The sequence below is a fragment of the Streptomyces hygroscopicus subsp. hygroscopicus genome, assembly GCF_030269125.1.
GTDB classification, from domain to species: Bacteria; Actinomycetota; Actinomycetes; order Streptomycetales; family Streptomycetaceae; genus Streptomyces; species Streptomyces hygroscopicus_C.
On record NZ_BSSM01000001.1, the window covers coordinates 516097 to 538468 of the forward strand.

Below are 22372 nucleotides of genomic sequence, written 5' to 3' on the forward strand. Positions count from 1 at the left end.
TCGGACTGTGCTTCATCTCACACGCAAAGGTTGCGGCTGGCTTGCGTTCGCTTACGAAATAGGTCAGAGCAAAGGCAAATGATTTCCAAACGTCGGCCGAGCCTGAGATGAGCGGAATGATTCGCCCCGGATCGTGCGGCCGACACGACCGACGGACATGAAAGGTTACGAGGTTGTCCCAGGAGACGGGTCGGGTCCAACTGCCCACCCCACGCGCCCACCTGACGTCGGACAGGACCCGCGCCACGCTGGCCGTGCAGAGCAAGTTCCTCACCGGAGCCCGGGAGTTCCTGGTCGGCGAGGGTTTCCAGGAGCTGCTGCCACCCACCATCGGGCCGGTGACCGACCCCGGCGCGCGCGGCGCCAAGCAGGTCGACATCGACTACTACGGGCACCGCTACAAGCTGATGACCAGTGGGATCCTGTACAAGCAGGCGTCGTTGCTCAGCTTCGACAAGATCTTCCACGTGGCCCCGAACGTGCGCCTCGAACCGCTGGAGACCGCGGTCACCCACCGTCACCTGGTGGAGTTCCACCAGCTCGACGTCGAGATCGGCGGCGGCTCCCGCGAGGACGCCCTGGACATCGCCGAGCGGCTGACCAAGTACGTGGTGGAGTACGTCCTGGTGCACGCGCAGCCGGAACTGGCCGTGCTCGGCCGTGACATGGAGGCCTTCAAGCAGATACTCGCCGGTCCCTACGGCCGCCGTGCCCACGCGGAGGTCGTCGCGGACCTGCGGGAGCGCGGGCACGCACAGGAGGCCGGCGCGGAGGTCGACTGGGAGGGTGAGGAGATCATCTCCCGGGCCGCCGCCCACCCCTTCTTCATCACCGACTACCCCAAGGGTTCCCGCGGCTTCTACGACAAGGAGAGCCCGACGGAGCCGGGGGTGCTGCGCAACTTCGACCTCATCTTCCCGGGCGGTTTCGGCGAGATGATGAGCGGAAGCGAACGCGAATCCGACTACCGCAATCTCGTCATGCGCATCCGGGAAACCGGTGAGAACCCCGCCAAGTACGACTGGTACCTGACCCTCGCCCGCGAGGGCCTTCCGTCCAGCGCCGGCTTCGGTCTGGGCGTGGAGCGCTTCACGCGCTTCCTGTGCGGGCTGGACGCGGCCTGGCAGGCGTCCGGCTACCCGAAGCTTCCGGGGGACCCGCGGCCATGACCGATCTCCACGCCCCCGGATTCCCGCGGTCGCAGGTGGCGGAGCGCGCCCGGCGCGGCACCGCGATGGCGTTCCCCGACGCCGCCGGCTACGGCACGACCATGTTCGGGCAACAGGCCCCGGACCCCGGCGCGCCCCGGGACGCGATCGACCGGACCCGGCTGGTGCCCCCGGTCTTCGTGCCCCGACGCCTGGAACGGCTGATCGACCTGGGTCGCGAGCCCGTGGTCGGGGACGCCGAACTCGCCACCGTCATCGGGGGGTTCAGCTCCCCCCTGCCGGTCTACGTCTCCGCGTTCGGGTCGACCCGGGTCGCCAGCGGTGACCTCGGCCAGGCCGTGGCACGGCAGGCGGGCCGGCTCGGCATCCCGATGATCATCGGCGAGAACATCGTCCCCGTCGCCGGTTACGGCCGCATGGCGGAGACGGCCCCCAGCTCGCTGCTGCAAAGGATCACGGAGTACGCCGCCGCCGTCCCGGACGGACAGGGCGGTGTCGTCGTCCAGCAGAGCACCGAGGACGCCGACGCCGAGGTGTGGAACCTCGTCTACAGCGATCCCGCGGTGCAGCCCCTGCTCGAATCGGGGCGCCTGGCCTTCGAGTTGAAGGTGGGTCAGGGCGCCAAGCCGGGCATGGGCGGCATGACGCTCGTACCGCGGGAGAAGGCCACCGCGCTGTCCGCGCAGTACGACCTCATGGACGTGTTCGGCACGGACAGCGACGCGGTGCTGCGGTGCAGCAGTCCGGGCACCTTCACCGACGAGATCCTGCGGCACCAGATCCGGCTGATGCGCAACAACTACCCGCGCTGCCGGGTGTGGGTGAAGCTGCCGCCGGCCCGCGATGTCGGCGAGGCGGCTGCGGTCGCCTGGGCGGCCGGGGCGGACGCGGTCGGCGTGGACGGCGCCGAGGGCGGCACCGGCTGGGCGCCCGAGGCGTTCCTCGGCCATGTCGGCCTGCCGCTCGCGGAGTGCCTGGAGCGGGTCGACCCCCAGGACCACTGTCTGCTCGTGACCGGGCGGATCTGGGAGGGGGCGCGCGCGACCAAGTGCCTCGCGCTCGGCGCACGGGCCGTCGGGCTGGGCCGCGCCGCGCTCGCGGCGGTGGACGAGGACGCCGAGAACGGCCTGGTGAACCTGGTCGAGTGCCTGGCGCTGGAGCTGCGGATGCTGCTCAGCTCGCTCGGCAAGTACGAGGTCTCGGAGTTGAGCCGGGAGGACCTCTGGTCCGAGGAGCGGCCGGGGCTCCGCTGACGGGGGCGGGACGTGAGGGCGCCGCCCGCGACGGGTGATCGTATCCCCCGGACCGGACGGCTCCTCACGAGGAGACGGTCGACACCCGCCTGGGACGCCAGCCGTCCGAGGCCCCGCATGCTCAGAGCCCGTACTGCCACAGGCAGGTTGCCGCCGCGCCCGATCAAGATCTCAGAGGCCGGGGAGTCCAGTCAATCCTGGAGTTTTCTGTCAAAAGCCCAAGCGATCCCTTGGATCTGATCCCTACGATGCCGTGGTGACCCTGGAAGACCTGAAGGTGTTCGCGGCCGTGTGCGAGGCGCACAACCTCAGCACGGTGGCCCGCGAGATGAAGTGCACCCAGTCCGCCGTGAGCCAGCACATCAGACGGCTGGAGAAGGAGACCGGCCTGCCGCTGGTCGAGCGCCGGCCGCGCGGTGTGGTGCCGACGCGGGCGGGGGTGATCCTGCACCGGGCCGTGCGGGACGGGCTCACGGCGCTGAACGACGCCCTGCGGCTGCTGGACGAGCTGCGCACGGGCCGGCACGGGGATGTGGCGATCGCCACGGGCAGCACCACGATCCGCCACTTCATGGGTGCCTCGGTCAAGGAGTTCCGGCTCGCCTTTCCCGACGTCCGGCTGGAGTTCCACACCGAACGCTCCAGCGAGCGCTGTCTGGACGCGCTGCGCAAGGGCCTCGTGGAGCTGGCCTGGGTCACCATCACCCCGGACGTCCACGGCCTGGAGCAGCGACCGGTGATCGACCTGGACTGGGTGCTCGCCGTGCACCGCGACGATCCCCTGGCCGCGGAGCACGTCCTGTCCCTCGCGGACCTCTCCCGCACCCAGCTGATCCGCCCGCCGGCCGGTACCAGCTCCGGCCGGCAGGTGGACGAACGGCTGGGGCACGGCCCCACCGGCGCCACCGACTGGGACACGGCCCTGCTGCTGGCCGAGCTGGGCCTGGGGCACGCGCTCGTGCCCGCCATACCCGGGGTGACCTCGCACCCGGACCCGCTGTGTCTGGTCCCGGTGCGCGGGCTGGTGCCGCTCAAGGTGGGCTGGGCGGCCCGTCAGTGGTCGGCGCTGTCCCCGGCGGCGAACGCCTTCGCCGACACCGTGATCGCCCACCTCGACGCGCGGGGCGGCACCGCCGGGGAAGTGTCCTGAGCGGTGCCGCCCCGCGCGTCGGCGGTCAGCCGGCGGAGGCCGCCGTCGCCCCGTCCCCCAGTTCCGCGACCAGTCGGGTGGCGAGCGGCACATCCATGCCGTGCCGCCCGGCCGCCCGCAGCACGGCGCCGCCGATCGCGTCCAGTTCCAGCGGCCGGCCGGCCTCCGCGTCCCGCAGCATCGAGGACTTGCTCTGCGCCGGGAAGGCGTCGTAGCGCGCGAGGACCTGGGCGGCGTCACCCGGTCCCCCGCAGGCCCGGCTCACCGCGGTGGTCTCCTCGACCAGCGCCGCCAGCTCCTTCGGGTACTCCTCCCGGATGCCGCCGATCGGCAGCCGGTAACGCGTCGTGAGCAGGGCGAAGGGCGCCAGGAAGGCCAGCTTCGCCCAGAGCGCGGCGTTCTCGTCCGCGACGGTGCGGGTCTTCACCCCGGCGGCGTCGAGCACGGCGGCCAGCGGCGCGAGCCGGTCCGCGTCCGCGCCCGCCACGTCGATCTCGGTGAAGGGGCTGCCGTGCTCGATGACGCCCGCGGACGTGCGGGTGGACTCGACACGGATCACGGCCGGTACGACCTGCTCCGTGCCGTAGCGCGCCCGCAGCGCGGCGACGTGCTCGACGCCGTTGAGCAGCGGCAGCACGAATCCCCGGACGAACCGGGGCGGTACCCGCTCCAGGGCCGCGTCGAGCGCGGTGTGCTTGACCGTGACCAGGCACAGGTCCACCGGCTCGCGCAGTTCGGTGTCGGCCTCCACCCGGGCGGTGAAGTCACCGTGCCTGCCGCTGGAGACCCGGATGCCGTCCCGGGACAGGGTCCGCGCGGTGTCCTCGCCCGCCAGGCAGATCACGCGGTGTCCGGCACGGGAGAGCAGGGCCGCGAGAAGGCCGCCGACGCCTCCGGGCCCCAGTACGGCGACGGTCCAGGGCGATACGGGTGCGGTGTCCGGCGCGGTGTCCATAGAAGGGGTGCCCTCTCCTTGGGTCGCGACAGCGACAGGGGGATCGTCATGATGTCCGGCAAGATCATCAGTTCGCGCCGGGGGCTCCGTCAACCCCAGCGATCTCTGGGAAGGCCGAAGCGAAGCCTTGGTCCCTCCCACAGCGCGTCACCGCCCCCTCACACCCGGTCCGCGAAAGCGGCCCCTCGGAACTCCCCTCCCGACGCTCTCGCCGCCCCCGGATCGGGCCCTTTCCAGGCCGTTTCGGGGGCCCTTCCTGTGACGCCACCCATAGGAGCCAGATCACGTCCTAGGACGGACCGTAGGAGCAGAACGCCCTGAGCTGCCCAGAAATCTCTATATCGACCCATATCGGGCATTGCTCCGAAGTCAGGTAGTACGTCACATCCTTGCCAGGCTCTTCGGGCCCGGCTAACCATTGCTGTCGTTGCCGGGAAGCAACGGGCCGGACCGAGCGGATCTCCGCCGGAACCAACCGCCCGGTCCCACCCGCAGCACGGGGCACACCGCCCCACCGCCACCGCGAACCTCGCGGCCGGCACGACCTTGTCCCCCAGAGGAAGAGTCCTATCGCATGACCATGGCCACCCGCACCCGCATCGCCCGCCTGCGCACCCTCGCCGTCACCGGTCTCGCCACCACCGGGGCCGCGGCCGCGGCCCTGACCCTGATGCCGAGCAGCGCGCAGGCCGCCGAGATGCCGCAGGTGCACGCCTCTGTGGTCAAGGCCTCGAACACCAGCGCCACCAAGGCCGGTTCCGGCAACAACCTGGACGGCTGGATCAAGCAGTCGCTGGCCATCATGAAGGCCAAGGGCATCCCCGGCAGCTACGACGGGCTGAAGCGCAACATCATGCGTGAGTCCGGCGGTAACCCCAACGCCCAGAACAACTGGGACATCAACGCCAAGAACGGCGTCCCGTCCAAGGGCCTGCTCCAGGTGATCTCCCCCACGTTCAACGCGTACCACGTGGCCGGCACCGCCCACAACATCACCGACCCGGTGGCGAACATCACCGCGGCCGCCAACTACGCCGCCCACCGCTACGGTTCGATCGACAACGTGAACTCCGCGTACTGATCGACGCGGCCCCCGCACCGAAGGCCGGTGCCGGCAGCTTCCACGCTGCCGGTACCGGCCTTTTCAATTCCCCTGCGCCCGTGGGGCGTCGGTCAGGTGTCGTCCAGGGCGCCGAGTCCGGTGAGCGCGCCGACCGGGTCCGGGTCGGGGGTCCCCCGGGGCCACCAGTCGTCCTCGCCGGGCTCGGACTCGTAGACGTACCAGAGGCCGTCGCGCCCGAGGCGGAGCTGGACGTGGCCGAGCGGATGGGTGAGCCGGTTGCGCCAGGGCCGGAACGCGGGCAGGTCGGCGGCGAGCAGCAGCGGCCTGGCCCGGTCGAAGCGGCCGGCGGGCGGGTCCCACGGCTCCTCCAGGACGGCCAGCCCCTCCACCCCGCCCTGCCGCCAGGCGGCGACGGCCCGCGCGAGGTCGCCGGGGGTACGGTCGGTGGTCCGGGCGAGCGTCGCGTAGAGAGCGCGGGTGGTCACGGTCAGGCCGGCGCCGGGGCGGGCCGCGGCGAGCCGGACCGCGTCCTGCCACAGGGACAGTTCGCCGACCGGGTCGCGCCCGGTGCCGAGCAGCGCGTGCGCGCGGGCCGCGGCGTCCGTCGCCAGCTGGTCCAGCGCGAACGGGTCCGGGCCGCCGGGCGCGGCGGGATACGCGGGGGGCTGCTCGGGGTGCGCCGGGACCGGCAACGGCGGGGGCAGGGGCGGGAGTCGGCGCGGGGCCAGGGCCTCGGTGGCGCGTATGCCGGGCAGGGACGAGGGCCGCCGTTCCCGTCCGTCGCGGGCCGCGCGGGCGGCGCTGCGCCGGGAGAGTTCGTCGAGCAGTTCCCTCTCGCCCCGGCCGCGCAGGAGCAGCAGGACGAAGGGGTCGGCGTCGAGCAGCCGCGCCGTCTGGTAGCACAGGGCGGCCGCGTGCTTGCAGGGGTGGCCGGAGTCGGGGCAGCTGCACCGCGGGACGAGGTCGCCGGGGCCGGGCAGCAGGGGGACCCCGCAGTCGGCGAGGGACTGGGGCAGCTCCTTGTCGAGCAGCGCGGCGATATGGCCGGGCCGGTCGACGGCCGCCTCCAGGAAGCGCTCCCACTCCGCGTCCTCCAGCGTCCGCACCCGCACCTGGACCCGGTACGGACGGGGCCTGCTCCCCCGCACATAGGCGAGGACCAGCCCGGGGGTCACGGTGATCGCGTCCACGTGCCCCTGGTCGGCGTACCCCCGCCCGCGCGCCACCCGCCTGGCGTCCAGCGCGCCCCGCTCCAGCGCCCGCACCCAGGCGTCGCCCCACCAGGTCCCGGCGAACGGTCCGTCCGCGGCGCGGGGCGCGAACGCCGGGAACGTGCGCCGGAGTTCACCGTCGCGGTGAGGCGTGGCCATGGTCGGCGGCGCGTGCGGGACGGCGGGCTCGGGCGCGGGGAGGACGGGAGCGGCTCCGGTGGCCTCGGACCGCTCCGGCGAGGGACCGGTCTTCGGTGCGGGAGCGGTCTCCGGCGCGGGAGCGGTCTCCGGCGGCATCCGGAAGGCGTTCCCGAGGAACTGCCGCATCTCACCGGCGGCCTTGAGCCGCGCGGCACGCGCGGCGGCGTCGGAGGGACGCGCGGAGGAGGGCATGCCCGTGGCCCTCGCCTCGGTGCCGGTCCCCGGGGAACGGCCGGGGTGACGAGGCCCACCGCGCTCGGCCTCCGCCTCCCCCCGCGACGCCTCCCGCCGCGCGGCCCGCAGTGCCTCCCGGGCGATGTCGCCGGGGCGGGGAACGGGGGCGAGGCCGGGATCGGGAGGCGGCCCGGCGTCGGGAGCGGTGGCAGGGGCAGAGGTAGGGGCAGAGGCAGAGGCAGAGGCAGTGACAGAGGCAGGGGCAGAGGCAGAGGCAGGGGCAGGGGCAGGGGCAGGTCGAGAGCGGGACGCACTGCGGGGGCCGAGGTCACGACCCGGGTTCGGATCACGATCGGGATCAAGGGCACGGCGTGGGCGGGGATCGGCTTCCGGCGCGCGTCCCTCTTCCCGGTGTCCGGAGCGCTGGACGCGGTCACCGCCGGCGACAGCCGCCCGCAGAGCCGCCCTCGCGGCGTCCCCGGGCCTCGGCGCGGGCCGGGCGGTACGGCCTTCGAGGCCCTCGGCGCGAGCGGGACTCCCGGCGCCTTCCAGGCCCCCGACACCAGCGGGGCCCTCGGCGCCCTCGGGCCCCTTGCCGCCGACGAGGTCCTCCGCGTCGTCGGACCGCTCACCGCCGTCGGGCCTCGCGGCACCATCGAGCCCCGGCTCACCCGCGCGGTCCGCCCCGCCGCCGCGCCCCGCCCGCGCGCGCAGGCCGACCGCGCCGCCCACGACGGCCGGCCCCTCGTGCGCGGACCGGCGGCCGGGCACGTCTCCGGCCGGCACGTCTCCGGCCGGCACGTCTCCGGCCGGCACGTCCTCGACCGGCGCGGCTCCGGTCGGCCCGGCTCCTGCCGCGCCGTACCCGGTCCGCGCTGCCGACGGCGCCGGACAGGACCGTTCCCCTGCCTCCCGCTCCGCATCGAGGCCCACGTCCGCCCCCTGGACCTCCTCGGCCCCGCCGGCCACGCCCTCCGACGTCGCCGGCTCCGGCTCCGGCCGCGCCCCCGGCAGGGACTGCGCCCGTCGCCGTGCCTCCCGCAGGGCCTGGCGGGCCTGGTCGGCCGGGCGGGCGGGGTCGGCCGGGGTCATGGCGTGCTCCGCAGGGAGACGAGGTCGGTCAGTTCGCGGTCGGTGAGTTCGGTGAGGGCGGCCTCGCCGGAGCCGAGGACGGCGTCGGCCAGCGCGCGCTTGGCGGCGAGCATCTCGGCGATCCGGTCCTCGACCGTACCCTCGGTGACCAGCCGGTGGACCTGGACGGGCTGGGTCTGGCCGATGCGGTAGGCGCGGTCGGTGGCCTGTTCCTCGACGGCCGGGTTCCACCAGCGGTCGAAGTGCACGACATGCCCGGCGCGGGTGAGGTTGAGGCCGGTGCCCGCGGCCTTCAGGGACAGGACGAGGACCGGCGTCACGCCGTCCTGGAACCGGTCGACCATGCGCTCGCGCTCCGGCACCGGGGTGCCGCCGTGCAGCAGGTCCACGGGGACCGCGCGGGCGGACAGATGCGCGGTGATGAGGCGGGCCATGCCGACGTACTGGGTGAAGACGAGCACCGAGCCGTCCTCGGCGAGGACCGTGTCCACCAGCTCGTCCAGCAGGGCGAGTTTGCCCGAGCGGTGGACCAGACGGTCGGTGGCGCCGTCCTCCTTGAGGTAGAGCGCGGGGTGGTCGCAGATCTGCTTCAGCGCGCCGAGCAGCTTCAGGACCAGTCCCCTGCGGGCGATGCCCTCCGCGGTCTCGATGGCCAGCATCGACTCGCGCACCACCGCCTCGTACAGCGCGGCCTGTTCGCGGGTGAGCGGCACCGGGTGGTCGGTCTCGGTCTTCGGCGGCAGCTCGGGCACGATGCCGGGGTCGGACTTCTTGCGCCGCAGCAGGAAGGGCCGGACGAGGCGGGCGAGCCGGTCCACGGCCTCCTGGTCCTCGCCGTTCTCCACCGCGCGGGCGTGCCGGGCGCGGAAGGACTTCAGGGGACCGAGGAGTCCGGGGGTGGTCCAGTCGAGCAGGGCCCACAGCTCGGAGAGGTTGTTCTCCACCGGGGTGCCGGTGAGCGCCACGCGCGCGGGGGCCGGGATGGTGCGCAGCGCCTTGGCGGTGGCCGAGTAGGGGTTCTTCACATGCTGGGCCTCGTCCGCGACGACCATCCCCCAGTCCTGGTCGGCGAGTTCGGCGGCGGCGGAGCGCATGGTGCCGTACGTGGTCAGGACGAAGCCGCCGTCGAGGCCGGCCAGGGTGCGCTCCGTGCCGTGGAAGCGGCGGACGGGGACGCCGGGCGCGAACCGGGTGATCTCCCGCTGCCAGTTGCCCAGCAGGGAGGCGGGGCAGACGACGAGGGTGGGTTCGCCGCGCCCCCGTTTCAGGTGCAGGGCGATGAGGGTGACGGTCTTGCCGAGGCCCATGTCGTCGGCGAGGCAGCCGCCGAGGCCGAGGGAGGTCATCAGGTCGAGCCAGGCGAGACCGCGCAGCTGGTAGTCGCGCAGGGTGGCGGCGAGCCCGGCGGGCGCCTCGGCGGGGCGCACGCCCGCGGTGAGCCGGTCGCGCAGGGTGGCGAGGGCGCCGACGGGCACCGCCTCGACCGTCTCACCGTCGATCTCGGCGGTGCCGGTGAGCGCCACGGACAGCGCGTCGACCGGGTCCAGCAGGCCCAGTTCCCGCTTGCGGGCCTTGCGGACGAGGGCGGGGTCGACCAGGACCCAGCGGTCCCTCAGGCGCACGACGGGGCGGTGGGCCTCGGCGAGGGCGTCCATCTCGGCCTCGTCCAGCGGGTCCCCGCCGAGGGCGAGCTGCCAGCGAAAACGCAGCAGGTCCTCGCTCTCGAAGAAGCCGGTGCCGTCGGTCGCGGAGCCGGGTGCGGGCCGGACCTCCGCGGTGGCGGTGAGGTCGCGGGCGAGGTCCCGGGGCCAATGCACGGCGACCCCGGCGGCGGCCAGCCTGGTGGCCGCGACACCGAGCAGGTCGCCCAGTTCCTCCTCGGACAGGGCGAGGACGTCGGGCACGTCCTGTTCGGCGAGCCGGTCCAGGGGCGGCCACACGCGCCCGGCGCGGCGCACGGCGAGGGCCGCGTCCACGCGGGCGCGGGGCCCGAAGGCGGTGTCGGCCCCGCCGGCCCACAGGGCGGCCGCGTCGGTCACGAGGGTGGGGTCGGCAAGGCTGTGGACCTGCACGATCGCCGCTCCGGCGGCGCGGGCGCCCGCGCTCGCGCCTGCGTCGAAGGCGTCGTACGCCGACAGGTCCAGGCGCAGCGAGACGCGTACGCCCGCGTCCATCCCGGCGGCGACCTCGGCCGCCCACTCGTGCGCCCCCGGCAGGGCCTGGGGCTCGTGCGCGGCGAAGGGGCGGCCGCAGGCGTGGGGGGCCGCGGGGGTGCGGGGCAGGGTGTCGGCGACCGCGTCCAGGAAGGCGCGGACCAGCGCCTCCGGCTCGGGCAGCCGCAGCGGCCCGGGGTCCGGCAGCGGCACGGCGTGGCCCTCCGGGGGCAGGGCGGCGGCGATCGCGCGCAGGTGGGCGACGTCGCCGGGCTCCAGCGGACCGGCCCGCCAGGCGTCGTGGCCGCTCGGGGTGAGGCCGGGCAGCAGCCGCCCCCGCGTGACGAGCCGCAGCGCGTGCAGCGCGGCGGCGCCCCAGCAGGCCGTGGCCGGATGCGCGGCCGGGTCCCGGCGGGCGCGGACCAGCAGGGGCAGGGCGTCCGCGAGGGGCAGTCCCAGCGCGGGCACCCGCCGACGGCGCGCTCCGGCACCGTGCCGTCGTACGACCGTGATCTCCTCGGGATCACCGACCTCGGCGGGCAGGGGCTCACCGGTGGGGTCCCAGAAGGCGACACGGCCTCGGCGCGGGAGCGGCGCGGGCAGGTAGACGGCGGCGAGGCGCACCGGCACCGCGTCCACGTCGACCGCCGTCCGCCCGGCCGTCACCACCACACCGCTCATACGTTCCGTCACCTCCCGCCCGCGCATCGGACCAGTCGTCTCCGACTCTACGGGCGGGGTCTGACAACCGGCCCCGCCGGCCGCTACGGCACCGTCCGCGACACCACGTACACCATCGGGAAATCCGGGTCGGCCAGGTTGACGACCACGTCCTGGGTGGGGGCCGGGTTCTTCTGCGTGTGCGTGAGGCCGTACCAGGAGCCGGAGCCGCCGAAGGTCCACCCGCTGACCTCGCGGTCGCGGGAGCCGACGGCGATGTCGCCCTTCTTCAGCTCGTCGCGGCGGGTGCCCATGGACTGCAGGAACGTGTCGAGGCCGGCCGGGTTGGTGCGGAACTGCACGTACAGGCGGCTGGTCTTCCAGTTGTTGGTCTCGTACGAGGCGATGCGGTCGGCCGGGCGGGGCACGTTCACCTGGTAGAGGCGGCGTTGCACCTTCGACGGCCAGCCCGGGGTGAGGCCGGTCGCGGAGTACTTCGCCTCCTTGTCCTTGCCGCTGTTGCGGCTCTGGTTGGCCGAGATCACCAGATAACCGGCCGGTACGCCGATGAGCAGGACGATGATCAGCAGGGTGATCGCCCGGCGCCTGGCCTTGTGGCGCGGGTCCTCGGCGGGCCGCTCCGGCGGGGCGGCCTGGCGGGGCAGGGAGGTGGTCATGCGGTGTCCCGTTCGCGGCGGGCCTGGGCGTACCGCTCGTAGCGCTCGTACCGCTCCACCCGGCGGCGCTTGGCACGCCGGAACCGGCGGGCGACCAGGCGGGCCAGGTCGGCCGCGCCCACCATGCCGGCCTCGGGACCGAGCTGGGCGCGGGTGATACGGGCCTCGGGGCGGTAGCCGCGGCCGGTGAGATGGCGCTTGAAGGCGTCCCTGGCGGGGCCGATGAGCAGATCGTCGGCGGCCGACACGCCGCCGCCGATGACGAAGCAGGAGGGGTCGAGGGCGGCGGCCAGGTTGGCGATGCCGACGCCGAGCCACTGGCCGATGTCCTGGAGCAGCTCCACGCACATCGCGTCGCCCTCGCGGGCCAGCTCGGTGATCATCGGCCCGGTGATGTCGCCGACGTTGCCCTTGACGTGCTCGATGATCCCGTAGGCGACCGGCGAGTCGGCCACGGCCAGCTCGCGCGCCTCGCGGACGAGTGCGTTGCCGGAGCTGTACTGCTCCCAGCAGCCGCGGTTGCCGCACGGGCAGCGGTGGCCACCGGGCACGACCTGCATATGGCCGAACTCGCCGGCGACGCCGTACTTGCCGCGCTTGACCTGGCCGTCCTCCAGGATCGCGCCGCCGATGCCGGTACCAAGCGTGATCATGACCAGGTGGTCCTCGCCGCGCCCCGCGCCGAAGCGCCACTCGGCCCAGGCGGCGGTGTTGGCGTCGTTGTCCACGAGGACGGGCACCGAGAGGCGGCCGCTGAGCCGGTCGCGCAGGGGTTCGTTGCGCCAGGACAGGTGGGGGGCGAACAGGACGCGGTTGCGGTCGGCGTCGACCCAGCCCGCGGCGCCGATGCCGACCGCGTGCACGTCGTGCCGGTCGGAGAGGTCCAGGACCAGTTCGACGATGGTGTCCTCGACGACCTTGGGGCTCTTGGACTTGTCCGGGGTCTCCGTGCGGAGCTTCTCCAGGATGTTGCCGTCGGCGTCCACGACGCCCGCCATCACCTTGGTGCCGCCGATGTCGATGCCGACGGTGGGGACACGGGGGGCCGTCAGGTGGGACCGGCGCTCCCGGGTGCCGACCGTGCGCAGGACGGGGGCCCGGCGGGAGCCGATGGGGGCCGTGAGGTCGCGATAGGTGCTCATCGTTGGTCGATTGTGCCTCAACGACGGTAAGGGTGCGGTACGGCCGTGGGTGGGGGCGGGCGGTCCCGGAGGGCGTCCGGTTGACCGCGGCGCCCCTCGGGGCCCTCAGTCGCGCTGGAGTTCGTGGCGCAGGACGTCCAGGTCGGAGCCGCCGGCCATCTGCCGGGTCAGCTCGTCCAGGGTGATCCCGTCCCGTGTGTGGTTGCCCACCATCGTGCCACGGCGCAGCAGCACGAACCGGTCCCCCACGAGGTAGGCGTGGTGCGGGTTGTGGGTGATCAGGACGACGCCCAGGCCCTCGTCGCGGGCCGCGGCGACGTACTTGAGGACCACTCCGGACTGCTTGACGCCGAGGGCCGCGGTCGGCTCGTCCAGGACGAGGACCTTGGCGCCGAAGTGGACGGCGCGGGCGATGGCCACGCACTGGCGTTCGCCACCGGAGAGGGTGCCGATGGGCTGGTCGACGTCCCGGAGGTCGATGCCCATGCGCAGCAGCGCCTCGCGGGTGGTGCGGCGCATCAGGGCGGTGTCGAGGCGCTTGAAGGGCCCGGTGCCCCTGCGGGGCTCGGAGCCGAGGAAGAAGTTCCGCCAGACCGGCATCAGGGGCACGACGGCGAGGTCCTGGTAGACGGTGGCGATGCCCCGGTCCAGGGCGTCGCGCGGCGACGCGAGGCGGGTCTCCTCGCCCTCGACGCGCAGCGTGCCGACGTCGTGCTGGTGCAGTCCGGCGATCATCTTGATCAGCGTGGACTTGCCCGCGCCGTTGTCGCCGAGGACGCAGGTGATCTCGCCGGCGCGCACCTCCAGGGAGACGCCGTCCAGGGCGCGGACGTTGCCGTAGCGCTTGCCGACGCCGCTGAGCTCGACCAGGGCGGGCGTCGTCGTCCGCGTCGTGTCGTCGGTCATGTCGGTCACGTGGTCGCCTCCGCGCGCTTGCGGACCCAGGCGTTGAGCAGGGTCGCGAGGAGCAGCATCGCTCCGAGGAAGAACTTGAACCAGTCGGGGTTCCACTCGGCGAACACGATGCCCTTGCTGGTCATGCCGAAGATCAGGGCGCCGACGGCGGAGCCGACCGCGCTGCCGTAGCCGCCGGTGATCAGGCAGCCGCCGATGACGGCCGCGATGATGTAGATCAGCTCGTTGCCGACGCCCTCGCCGGACTGGACGGCGTCGAAGGAGAAGAGCAGGTGCTGGCCGGAGATCCAGGCGCCGAACGCGACGCCCATGTAGAGGGCGGTCTTGGTCTTCGCCACCGGCACGCCGACCGCGCGGGCCGCGTCCTCGTTGCCGCCGACCGCGAAGATCCAGTTGCCGGCACGGGTGCGCAGCAGGATCCAGGAGCCGAGGGCGACCAGGGCGAGCCACCACACGATGGTGATCTTGAAGTCGACGCCGCCGACGGTCACGGTGGACGCGAACACGGCGCGGGCGCTGGAGAAACCCTCCATGTCGGCGATGGTCTTGGTGGAGACCGTGCCGTCGATCAGCTTGGTGAAGCCGAGGTTCATGCCGCACAGCATCAGGAAGGTGCCCAGCGTGATGATGAAGCTGGGCAGCTTCGTGCGGGTGAGCATGAAGCCGTTGAAGGCGCCGATGGCGAGGGTGACCAGGAGGGACACCCCGACGCCGACCCAGGTGTTCGCCGTCATCTGGTAGCTGAACATCGAGGAGATCAGCGCCGAGGAGGTCACGAGGACGCCGGCCGACAGGTCGAACTCGCCGCCGATCATCAGCAGGGCGACCGGTACGGCCATGATCCCGATCGTCGAGGACGCGTACAGGACCGTGCTGAGGCTGGAGGCGCGCAGGAAGCCGTCGGCGACGAAGGCGAAGAAGAGGAAGACGGCGAGGGCGCCGACGACCGAGCCCAGTTCCGGGCGGGCGAGGAGCTTCTTCAGCGGGGAGGTCCGCAGGAGCCTTTCGTCGACGGCCTGACCGCCGGCGGGCTGTTCGCCGGTCCCGCGTTCGGCGGTCGCGCTCATCGGGTGCCCCGCTCGGTGTACGCCGCGAGCGTGGCCGCCTGGTCCCTGGTGATGATCTGCGGTCCGGTCAGCACCGGCTTGCCACCGCCGAGGACGTCGCCGTTGTACCTGTAGGCCCACAGCAGGTCGACCGCCTCGTAGCCCTGGAGGTAGGGCTGCTGGTCCACCGCGAAGCCGAGGGTGCCGTTCCGCAGCGAGGCCGCGACCTGCGCGTTGAGGTCGAAGGTGTCCACCTCGGCCTTGCTGCCCGCGTCGTCCTTCGCCTTCACGGCGGTGTCGGCGTAGGGCGCGCCGAGGGTGACGACGCTGTCCACGGACTTGTCGGCCTGGAGCTTGGCCTCGATCGCGGACTGCACGTCGGGCATGTTGGTGCCGTTGACGTAGAGCTTCCGCAGGGTGCCGTGGAAGGTCTTGGCGACGCCGTCGCAGCGCTGCTCGTGGCCGACGTTGCCCTGCTCGTGCAGCACGCACAGGGCCTTCTTCCTGCCCCGCTTGTTCAGCTCGTCGCCGACGGCCTCGCCGGCGACGGTCTCGTCCTGGCCGATGTGGGTGAGCGCGCCGAAGGCCTTGGACTCCTCCGATCCGGAGTTCACCGTGATCACGGGGATGCCGGCCTTCTCGGCACGCCGGACGGCGGCCTTCATGGCGTCCGGCTTGGCCAGGGTGACGATGATGCCGTCGACCTTCTTGTCGACCGCCGCGTCCACCAGCTGCGCCTGCTGCTGGGCGTCGTCGTCGTGCGAGTACAGGAAGTTGATGTTGTCCTTGACGGCGGCCTGCTTGGCGCCGCTCTGCACGATGTCCCAGAAGGTGTCGCCGTCTCCCGAGTGCGTGATCATCGCGAAGGTCCAGCGGGGGGTGTTCACCCCGGCCCTGCCCTGGGCGACGGCGGCCTTGCGGGCGTCCTCTGCCCGCTTCCCGCCGGTGCTGCTGCACCCCGCGAGGCACACCGAGAGTGCCCCCGCGAGCGCCATGACTGCCCAGGTCCGAAACCGTGCCACGAGGCCAATGCCCTTCTCGCTGTCTCCAGCTGACTCTCAGCTGTCCTTGCTCCGACGTGCGTGAGGGGCGGGCGACCTCACCGCCGGTGTGTCCCGGTGGCGGCCTCACCAGCCCCAAACACTTCAGTATCGGTCACCGGCGGCGGCGGAGGACGGCCGGGGCGGAGATCCCGGCCACCTTGTCCGGACAATGGGACGTTCCCGACGGTGGCCTGCGGCGGCGCGCGGAACCGCCGTCAGGGCCGGACGAGCAGCTGGAACTCGAAGGAGTAGCGGCTCGGCCGGTAGGCGTGGTCGCCGTGCTCGACCGCGCGGCCCGTGTCGTCGTAGGTGGTGCGCCGCATGGTGAGCAGCGGGGCGCCGTCGGCCTCGCCGAGCCGCTCCGCCTCGGTGGCGGTGGCCCCGCGGGCGCCGATCGACTGGCGGGCGCTGTGCAGGGTGATCCCGGCACCGCGCATCAGCCGGTAGAGGCCGGTCGCCTCCAGTCGGGCGGTGTCCAGGTCGAACAGGCCGGGCGGCAGGTGGTTGATCAGGTAGGCCATCGGTTCGCCGTGCGCGAGCCGGAGCCGTTCGACGCGGTGGACGTCACCGCCCTCGGCGACCCCCAGCGCGACGGCGATCTCCGCGGAGGCCGGGACGACCGTGTTGACCAGGACCTTGGTCGCGGGGCGCCGGCCCGCCGCCTCCAGGTCGTCGTAGAGGCTGCTCAGCTCCAGCGGGCGCTTGACCCGGCTGTGCACGACCTGGGTGCCGACGCCCCTGCGGCGCACCAGGAGGCCCTTGTCGACCAGGGACTGGATGGCCTGGCGGACGGTGGGACGGGACAGGCCGAGCCGGGCCGCCAGGTCGATCTCGTTGCCCAGCAGGCTCCCGGGGGTGAGGCTCCCGCGCTCGATCGCTGCCTCCAGCTGCTGGGCCAGCTGGAAGTACAACGGCACCGGCGAACTGCGGTCCACGCGGAGTTCGAGCGCGACGGTCGGGTCCACGACTGGTTTCGGCACGGGCTTGAGCGTAGCCGTGTGAGGGGTTGACGGGAAGTCGTGAAGTCCGGTTGTCCTGACATGTGAATTGACAGGGGCGGGGACGCGCCGCCACTTTGTCTCCATGCGCATCGGGGTCATCGGTACGGGCCGCATCGGCACCGTCCATGCGAACACGCTCAGCCGTCACCGCGAGGTCGGATCGCTGATCCTGACGGACGCCGATCCCGCGCGGGCACAGCGGCTCGCGCACCGGCTCGGCGAGACGGCGGCGCCCGGGGTGGACGAGATCTTCCGGTGGGGCGTGGACGCGGTGGTGATCACCACGGCGACCCCCGCCCACGCCGAGCTGATCGGCCGGGCGGCCCGCTCGGGCCTGCCGGTCTTCTGCGAGAAGCCGATCGCCCTGGACCTGCCGGGCACGCTCCAGGCGCTCGGCGAGGTGGCGGCCGCCCGGACGGTGCTCCAGATGGGTTTCCAGCGCCGGTTCGACGCGGGGTACGCGGGGGCCCGCGAGGCCGTGCGCGCCGGACGGCTCGGCCGGCTGCACACCGTGCGCGCCCTGACCTGCGACCAGTCCCCTCCCCCGGCCGACTGGCTGCCGCTGTCCGGGGGCCTGTTCCGGGACACGCTCATCCATGACTTCGACATCCTGCGCTGGGTGACCGGCCATGAGGTGCGCGACGTCTACGCCGCCGGTTCGGACGCGGGCCCCGCGATGTTCCGCGAGGCCGGCGACGTGGGCACGGGCGCGGCGCTGCTCACGCTGGACGACGGCACCCTCGCCACCGCGTCCGCGACCCGGGTGAACGGCGCCGGTTACGACGTCCGCATGGAACTGGCCGGGGAGCGCGACACGGTCGTCGTCGGGCTGGACGACCGTACGCCGCTCGCCTCCACCGAACCGACCGGACCGCCGCCCGCGGACAAGCCGTGGACCGGCTTCCTGGAACGCTTCGCCCCCGCCTACGAGGCCGAGCTGTGCGCCTTCGTGGAGGTGCTGCTGGGCCGGCGCGCCAACCCCTGCGACGGTCACGAGGCCCTCCAGGCCCTGCGGATCGCGGAGGCGTGCGAGGTCTCGCGACGGGAGCGGCGGGCGGTGGCCATGGCGGAGATCCCGGCGGCGGCCCTGCCGGGGATCGACTGAGAGCGGGTCGTACGGCGGTCACGCGCGAGCCGGCGCGGCGCCCGCCGCCGGCCTTGGCCGCACGACCGCCCAACGCCCTGTCTACCAGCGGACCGGCAGCTCCCGCAGTCCGCGCATGAGCATGCCCGGCAGCCAGTCGTCGTGCGGTCCGTCCAGGGTGAGGCCGGGGGCGCGCTCCAGCAGGGCGGAGATGGCCGTCCGGCCCTCCAGGCGGGCCAGGGGCGCGCCCAGGCAGTAGTGGAGGCCGTGGCCGAAGGCGAGGTGGCCGCGGGTGTCACGGCGGATGTCGAAGCGGTCGGGGACGGGGAAGCGGGCGCCGTCGCGCTGGGCGGCGGTGAGGCCGATCATCACGTGCTCGCCCTTCTCGATGCGGACTCCCCCGATCTCCAGCGGCTCGGCCGCGTACCGGAAAGTGGCGTTCTCCACCGGGCCCTCCCAGCGCAGGGTCTCCTCCACCACGCCGTCGATCAGGCTCATGTCGGCACGCAGGGCGGCGAGTTGGTCGGGGTGGGTGAGCAGGGCGAGGACGCCGTTGCCGATGAGGTTGACCGTGGTCTCGTGGCCGGCGATGAGCAGCAGGAAGGCCATGCCGCGCAGTTCCTCGGGCGAGAGGCGGTCGCCGTCCTCGGCGGTGGTGCGGACCAGGTCGCCGAGGAGGTCGCCGGTGGCCCCGGAGCGGCGCTTGTCCTCGATCAGTTCGGTGAGGTATCCGCCGAGGCGGGCGGTGGCCTCGCGCTCGGATTCCGGGTCGGTCGGGGCGACCACCTGGGTGGAGATCTCGCGGAACTCGGTGCGGTCCATCTCGGGGACGCCGAGCAGTTCGCAGATGACGGTGAGGGGCAGCGGGTAGGCGAGGGAGGAGATGAGGTCGGCGCGGCCCGCGTGGCCGGGCGACAGCATCTCGTCCAGCAGTCCGTCGGTGATCCGCCGGACGCGCGGGCGCAGTCGCTCGACCCGGCGCATGGTGAAGGCGCGGGTGACCAGGCTGCGCAGCCGGGTGTGCTGGGGCGGGTCGGTGACCAGCAGGTACCGGCCGACGAGCGCCTGGTCGACGAAGGTCACGCCGATCTTGGCGCCGTCCTTGGCGAGCCGTGGGTCGGCGAGGGCGGCACGCGCCTCCTCGTATCCCACGACGAGCCAGGTCTCGTAGTCCTCGTCCGCCTCGGGCAGCCGGATCCGGTGCACCGGCCCCCGCGCGCGAAGCTCGGCGTACACGGGATGCGGGTCGCGGCGGAACGCGTCCCCGAACTCCCCCAGATCCACGACCTGTCGCTGTCGCCTGTCCATGGCTCCCCTTCCGGACTCCCCCCGAGGCCGACCGGGCGTGTCCCGGCACCTGGAGAACGCGCGCGACGCCCGTTTGGTGCCCGCCGGGCGGCGATCGCGCGCGGGACTCGGCCGGCGGAGCGCGGAGCCGACGCCGGGAGCGCCGGACGTGACTCGCCCCGCGGCCGGCGGGTGGGGTAGGGGGCCGCGGGGCGAGGCTCGGTGGGTCAGCAGTCGAAGTCGATCAGGTCGAACGTCGCGTAGTGGTCGGAGGTGTAGTAGTCCTCCTGAGCCCGCTCGCCGGTGACGATGCGGCGGGCGCCGCGGGTGGGGGAGCCGGGGGTCACCACGGTGTACTCGTGGTAGTAGCCGGAGGACTGGCTGGGCAGGACGCCCTCACGGTTGGAGAAGACCGTGCCGTCCTGCGAGTAGGGGTAGGGGCCGCCCTGGGCGATGAGGTCGAGGGTGTCGTCGGCCTGCGGCGGCAGGTCGCTGTGGCAGATGCTGCCGACGGACGCGGCGGAGACGGTGGACGCGTCCGCCGTGGTGGCGGAGACGGTGCCGCCGACGAGGAGGGCGGACAGGACTGCTGCTGCGGCGCCGATCCGAGCGGCGCGTGGGGGGATTCGCATGACGCCATGATGACGCGCGTAGACAAGAACATGTCAACGACAGCGCCCCAGAATTCCCCCTCAAGTAACCCTGTTTTTCAACGAGTTCACCTTCCTCCTCGGAACACCCACAGGAGGGTCACACGGCGGTCACCGCGGGGTCGCGGGGCGCCCCCGCGGGGGTCAGCCGGCGTGGGTGGAGAACAGACCGCCCGTCGGGCCCTGCTTGTCGCCGCCCTGGGCCTTCCTCAGGGCGTTGGCCAGGCTCTCGATGGTCAGGGACTGGAGGATGACCCGGCCGCTGCCCTCCAGGGTGGCCAGCGACAGGCCCTCGCCGCCGAAGACGGCGTTCATGATGCCCTGCCGGTTCAGGCCGCCCACGCGCTGGACGCCGTACCGGATGCCCTCCTCGAAGGCGACGACGCAGCCGGTGTCCACCTCGATCCGGCCGCCGAAGTCGGCCGGATCGAGGTCGATGAAGTTGCCCGCGCCCGCGATGATCACGGTGCCGTGCCCGGTGAACTTCTCCAGGACGAAACCCTCGCCGCCGCTCATCCCGGTGCGGCCGCCCGCGAAGGCGATGCCGAACTCCACCGAGGACTCCGCCGCCACGAAGGCGTCCTTCTCGGCGAACCAGGCGCGGTGGCCGTCGAGTTCCAGCGCACGCATCTCGCCGGGGAGCACGCCCGCGAAGCCGACCGTGCCCTGGCCGCCCTGGGCGGTGAAGTACTGGAAGGCCAGCGACTCCCCGGCGAGCATCCGCTGGCCCACCTGCATGGCGGTGCCCATGGCCTGGCGCAGCAGGCCGCCCATGCCCCCGCTCCCGCCGCCCTGCTGCCCGCCGCCCCCGGACGGGCCGGACAGCCGCGTCTCCATGGTGACGTTGGTGGTCTTGAACAGGAACTTCCCGGCCTCGCAGTACACGGTCTGGCCCGGGTTCAGGTTGACGACCGCCATCTGCATGGCGTTGCCGACGATCTCTTGCTGAAGGGTCACGTACCGGAGAACGCGGGAGGCGGGGCGAAGAGTTCCGGCCGCGACCGGAACCGACCCCCGTTCGCCGTCGGCGGACAGCCGGCCGTGGCGCGGGTCACCCTCCGGTGATCGCCACCGGAGCCCCGGCCGGGGCCGGCCGCGCTGCCGGGGGCAAGGTGCCGTCGACCGGGTCGTGGTGGATGCGGTCGGGCGGCAGGGCCAGCGCGGTCAGGCCGTACACCGTGGCGGTGACCATCATGGGCGGCCCGCTGACGTAGGCGGTGTGTCCGGACCAGTCGGCGGCCCGGCACACCGCGTCGGCCACCGAGGCGTCGTCCGCGGCGCCGGGGCCCTCGCCGATCACCGGCACGACGCGCAGCCAGGAGCAGTTCTTCTCCAGGCGGGAGAGGGCGGCGGTGTCGTACAGCTCGTCCAGGGTGCGGGCGCCGATGAACAGATGGGTGCTGCGGCGCAGGGGACGCCGGGACAGTTCCTCGATCAGGGCGCGGGCGGTGGCCCAGCCGGTGCCGCCGGCCACGATCAGCACGTCGCGGGAGGGGTCGCCGTCCAGGGTCATGGAGCCCTGGGCCGGTCCGAGGCGGAGCGGGTCGCCGACGCGGGTCCGGGTGACCAGCGCGTCGCTGACTCCGCCGGGACCGGTGCGGCGGACGTGGAACTCCAGTTCGCCGTCCGGGCGGGGCGCGCAGGCGATCGAGTACGGCCGCCAGGTCAGCGGCAGCAGCGGGGACTGGAGGCGGGTGTACTGCCCGGCCGCATAAGGAAACGGTTCTGCGGTGCGGACGCGGAGCACCGCGAGGTCGGGTCCGCGCAGTTCGTGGGCGGTCACCGTGCCGTTCCAGTACGGCGGTTCGGCCAGCGCGTCGGCGGCGCCGTCCACCATGGCCCCGACCGCGAACCGGAGCATGCGCAGCCACGCCTGCTCCATCTCCTCGGTCCACCGGGCACCCGCGCTGCGCCGCAGCGCCTCGGCGAGAGCGTGCTCGAAGACCTCGAAGTGCACGGGCTGGACGCCGAGCTTGCGGTGGTCGCGGCCGAGCCGGGCGCAGAAGTCGGCCACCTCCTGCGGCCGGTCGAGGTGTTCGATCAGGTACCAGAAGGCCCGCTCCAGATGGACCCGCTGGAACTCCATGGAGTCGGGGAAGAGCGAGCGCAGGTAGGGGTGGCGCTCGAACATGGCGTCGTAGAGGTGCTCGATGAGCCCGGCGAAGGGCGTGACCAGCGGCAGATGGCGGGTGATGACCAGCTGGTCGGCGGCGCCGTCGTACGGCTGCTCACGGCCCCTCCGCGCGTCGGCCCACGGGCCTCCCGTGCCCGTCTCCGGACGGCCGGAGGGGGACAGGAGCTGCTGGCGCAGCCGCATCGCGTCCCGCCGGGCGAGGAGCGCGTGGTAATCGTCGTGGCCGTCGTTTCGGGTGGTGTTCACCGGCTCGCTCTCTCCCTGCGGTACGTCGCGCGCCGCCTTCCCGTGCCCGGCCCCGTACCCGGCGGT

At 73.3% G+C, this 22372-nt stretch carries 18 protein-coding genes; 5 read left to right on the forward strand and 13 right to left on the reverse strand.

From position 1 onward, the window contains the following. Positions 1-173: 173 nt before the first annotated feature. The 3 genes from QSK45_RS02170 (at position 174) to QSK45_RS02180 (ending at position 3572) form a co-directional block, all read left to right on the forward strand. On the forward strand, positions 174-1169 hold the full coding sequence (locus QSK45_RS02170; RefSeq protein ID WP_285552618.1) for an asparagine synthetase A: 996 nt from the start codon (positions 174-176) through the stop codon (positions 1167-1169). Continuing rightward, positions 1166-2422 carry a glutamate synthase-related protein gene (locus QSK45_RS02175; RefSeq protein ID WP_285552620.1) on the forward strand — a complete coding sequence of 419 codons (1257 nt, stop codon included), beginning with the start codon at positions 1166-1168 and terminating at the stop codon, positions 2420-2422. Before QSK45_RS02170 ends, QSK45_RS02175 begins: the two co-directional genes overlap by 4 nt. Before the next feature lie 256 nt (positions 2423-2678). Next, positions 2679-3572, forward strand: a complete 894-nt coding sequence (locus QSK45_RS02180) for a LysR family transcriptional regulator (RefSeq protein ID WP_285552622.1) — start codon at positions 2679-2681, stop codon at positions 3570-3572. A gap of 25 nt (positions 3573-3597) precedes the next feature. Here the strand turns inward: QSK45_RS02180 and QSK45_RS02185 are convergent, their stop codons facing one another. Then, positions 3598-4527: a ketopantoate reductase family protein gene (locus QSK45_RS02185; RefSeq protein WP_285552625.1), complete on the reverse strand. Its 930-nt coding sequence runs from the start codon at positions 4525-4527 to the stop codon at positions 3598-3600. A gap of 574 nt (positions 4528-5101) precedes the next feature. On the opposite strand from QSK45_RS02185, the gene QSK45_RS02190 reads away from it, so the two are divergent. Beyond that, positions 5102-5608: a transglycosylase SLT domain-containing protein gene (locus QSK45_RS02190; protein ID WP_285552627.1), complete on the forward strand. Its 507-nt coding sequence runs from the start codon at positions 5102-5104 to the stop codon at positions 5606-5608. A gap of 92 nt (positions 5609-5700) precedes the next feature. Here QSK45_RS02190 and QSK45_RS02195 read toward each other — a convergent pair whose 3' ends face one another. The 8 genes from QSK45_RS02195 to QSK45_RS02230 form a co-directional block, all read right to left on the reverse strand. Then, positions 5701-7635 carry an SWIM zinc finger family protein gene (locus QSK45_RS02195; RefSeq protein WP_285553373.1) on the reverse strand — a complete coding sequence of 645 codons (1935 nt, stop codon included), beginning with the start codon at positions 7633-7635 and terminating at the stop codon, positions 5701-5703. Positions 7636-8264: 629 nt separating this feature from the next. Further along, on the reverse strand, positions 8265-11102 hold the full coding sequence (locus tag QSK45_RS02200; RefSeq protein WP_285552629.1) for an SCO1167/SCO6262 family helicase: 2838 nt from the start codon (positions 11100-11102) through the stop codon (positions 8265-8267). A gap of 83 nt (positions 11103-11185) precedes the next feature. After that, positions 11186-11758, reverse strand: coding sequence for a sugar kinase (locus tag QSK45_RS02205; protein ID WP_285552631.1), 573 nt, complete (start codon positions 11756-11758; stop codon positions 11186-11188). Continuing rightward, positions 11755-12900 (reverse strand): ROK family glucokinase, encoded by a 1146-nt coding sequence (locus tag QSK45_RS02210; RefSeq protein WP_285552632.1) that lies wholly within the window; start codon positions 12898-12900, stop codon positions 11755-11757. Before QSK45_RS02210 ends, QSK45_RS02205 begins: the two co-directional genes overlap by 4 nt. Before the next feature lie 105 nt (positions 12901-13005). Next, positions 13006-13806, reverse strand: coding sequence for an ATP-binding cassette domain-containing protein (locus QSK45_RS02215; RefSeq protein WP_285553374.1), 801 nt, complete (start codon positions 13804-13806; stop codon positions 13006-13008). Between the two features lie 5 nt (positions 13807-13811). Further along, positions 13812-14882 carry an ABC transporter permease gene (locus tag QSK45_RS02220; protein WP_285552633.1) on the reverse strand — a complete coding sequence of 357 codons (1071 nt, stop codon included), beginning with the start codon at positions 14880-14882 and terminating at the stop codon, positions 13812-13814. Beyond that, the gene (locus tag QSK45_RS02225) at positions 14879-15883 is read right to left on the reverse strand and encodes a sugar ABC transporter substrate-binding protein (RefSeq protein WP_285552635.1); all 1005 of its coding nucleotides are present in this window, start codon (positions 15881-15883) and stop codon (positions 14879-14881) included. The genes QSK45_RS02220 and QSK45_RS02225 overlap by 4 nt, the downstream gene beginning before the upstream one ends. A 236-nt stretch (positions 15884-16119) precedes the next feature. Beyond that, a complete protein-coding gene (locus QSK45_RS02230; protein ID WP_285553376.1) occupies positions 16120-16869 on the reverse strand; it encodes a GntR family transcriptional regulator in 750 nt (249 codons plus the stop codon). Between the two features lie 118 nt (positions 16870-16987). On the opposite strand from QSK45_RS02230, the gene QSK45_RS02235 reads away from it, so the two are divergent. Next, positions 16988-18010, forward strand: coding sequence for a Gfo/Idh/MocA family protein (locus QSK45_RS02235; RefSeq protein WP_285552637.1), 1023 nt, complete (start codon positions 16988-16990; stop codon positions 18008-18010). 81 nt (positions 18011-18091) lie between these two features. On the opposite strand, the gene QSK45_RS02240 is transcribed toward QSK45_RS02235, so the two are convergent. From QSK45_RS02240 to QSK45_RS02255, 4 genes are all read right to left on the reverse strand, one after another. Then, positions 18092-19297 (reverse strand): cytochrome P450 family protein, encoded by a 1206-nt coding sequence (locus tag QSK45_RS02240; RefSeq protein WP_285552639.1) that lies wholly within the window; start codon positions 19295-19297, stop codon positions 18092-18094. Positions 19298-19503: 206 nt separating this feature from the next. After that, positions 19504-19908 (reverse strand): ribonuclease, encoded by a 405-nt coding sequence (locus QSK45_RS02245; RefSeq protein ID WP_285552641.1) that lies wholly within the window; start codon positions 19906-19908, stop codon positions 19504-19506. A gap of 162 nt (positions 19909-20070) precedes the next feature. Continuing rightward, positions 20071-20883 (reverse strand): AIM24 family protein, encoded by an 813-nt coding sequence (locus tag QSK45_RS02250; protein ID WP_285552643.1) that lies wholly within the window; start codon positions 20881-20883, stop codon positions 20071-20073. Positions 20884-20977: 94 nt separating this feature from the next. Next, complete coding sequence (locus QSK45_RS02255) at positions 20978-22306, reverse strand: globin domain-containing protein (RefSeq protein ID WP_285552645.1); 1329 nt, start codon at positions 22304-22306, stop codon at positions 20978-20980. Positions 22307-22372 lie beyond the last annotated feature (66 nt).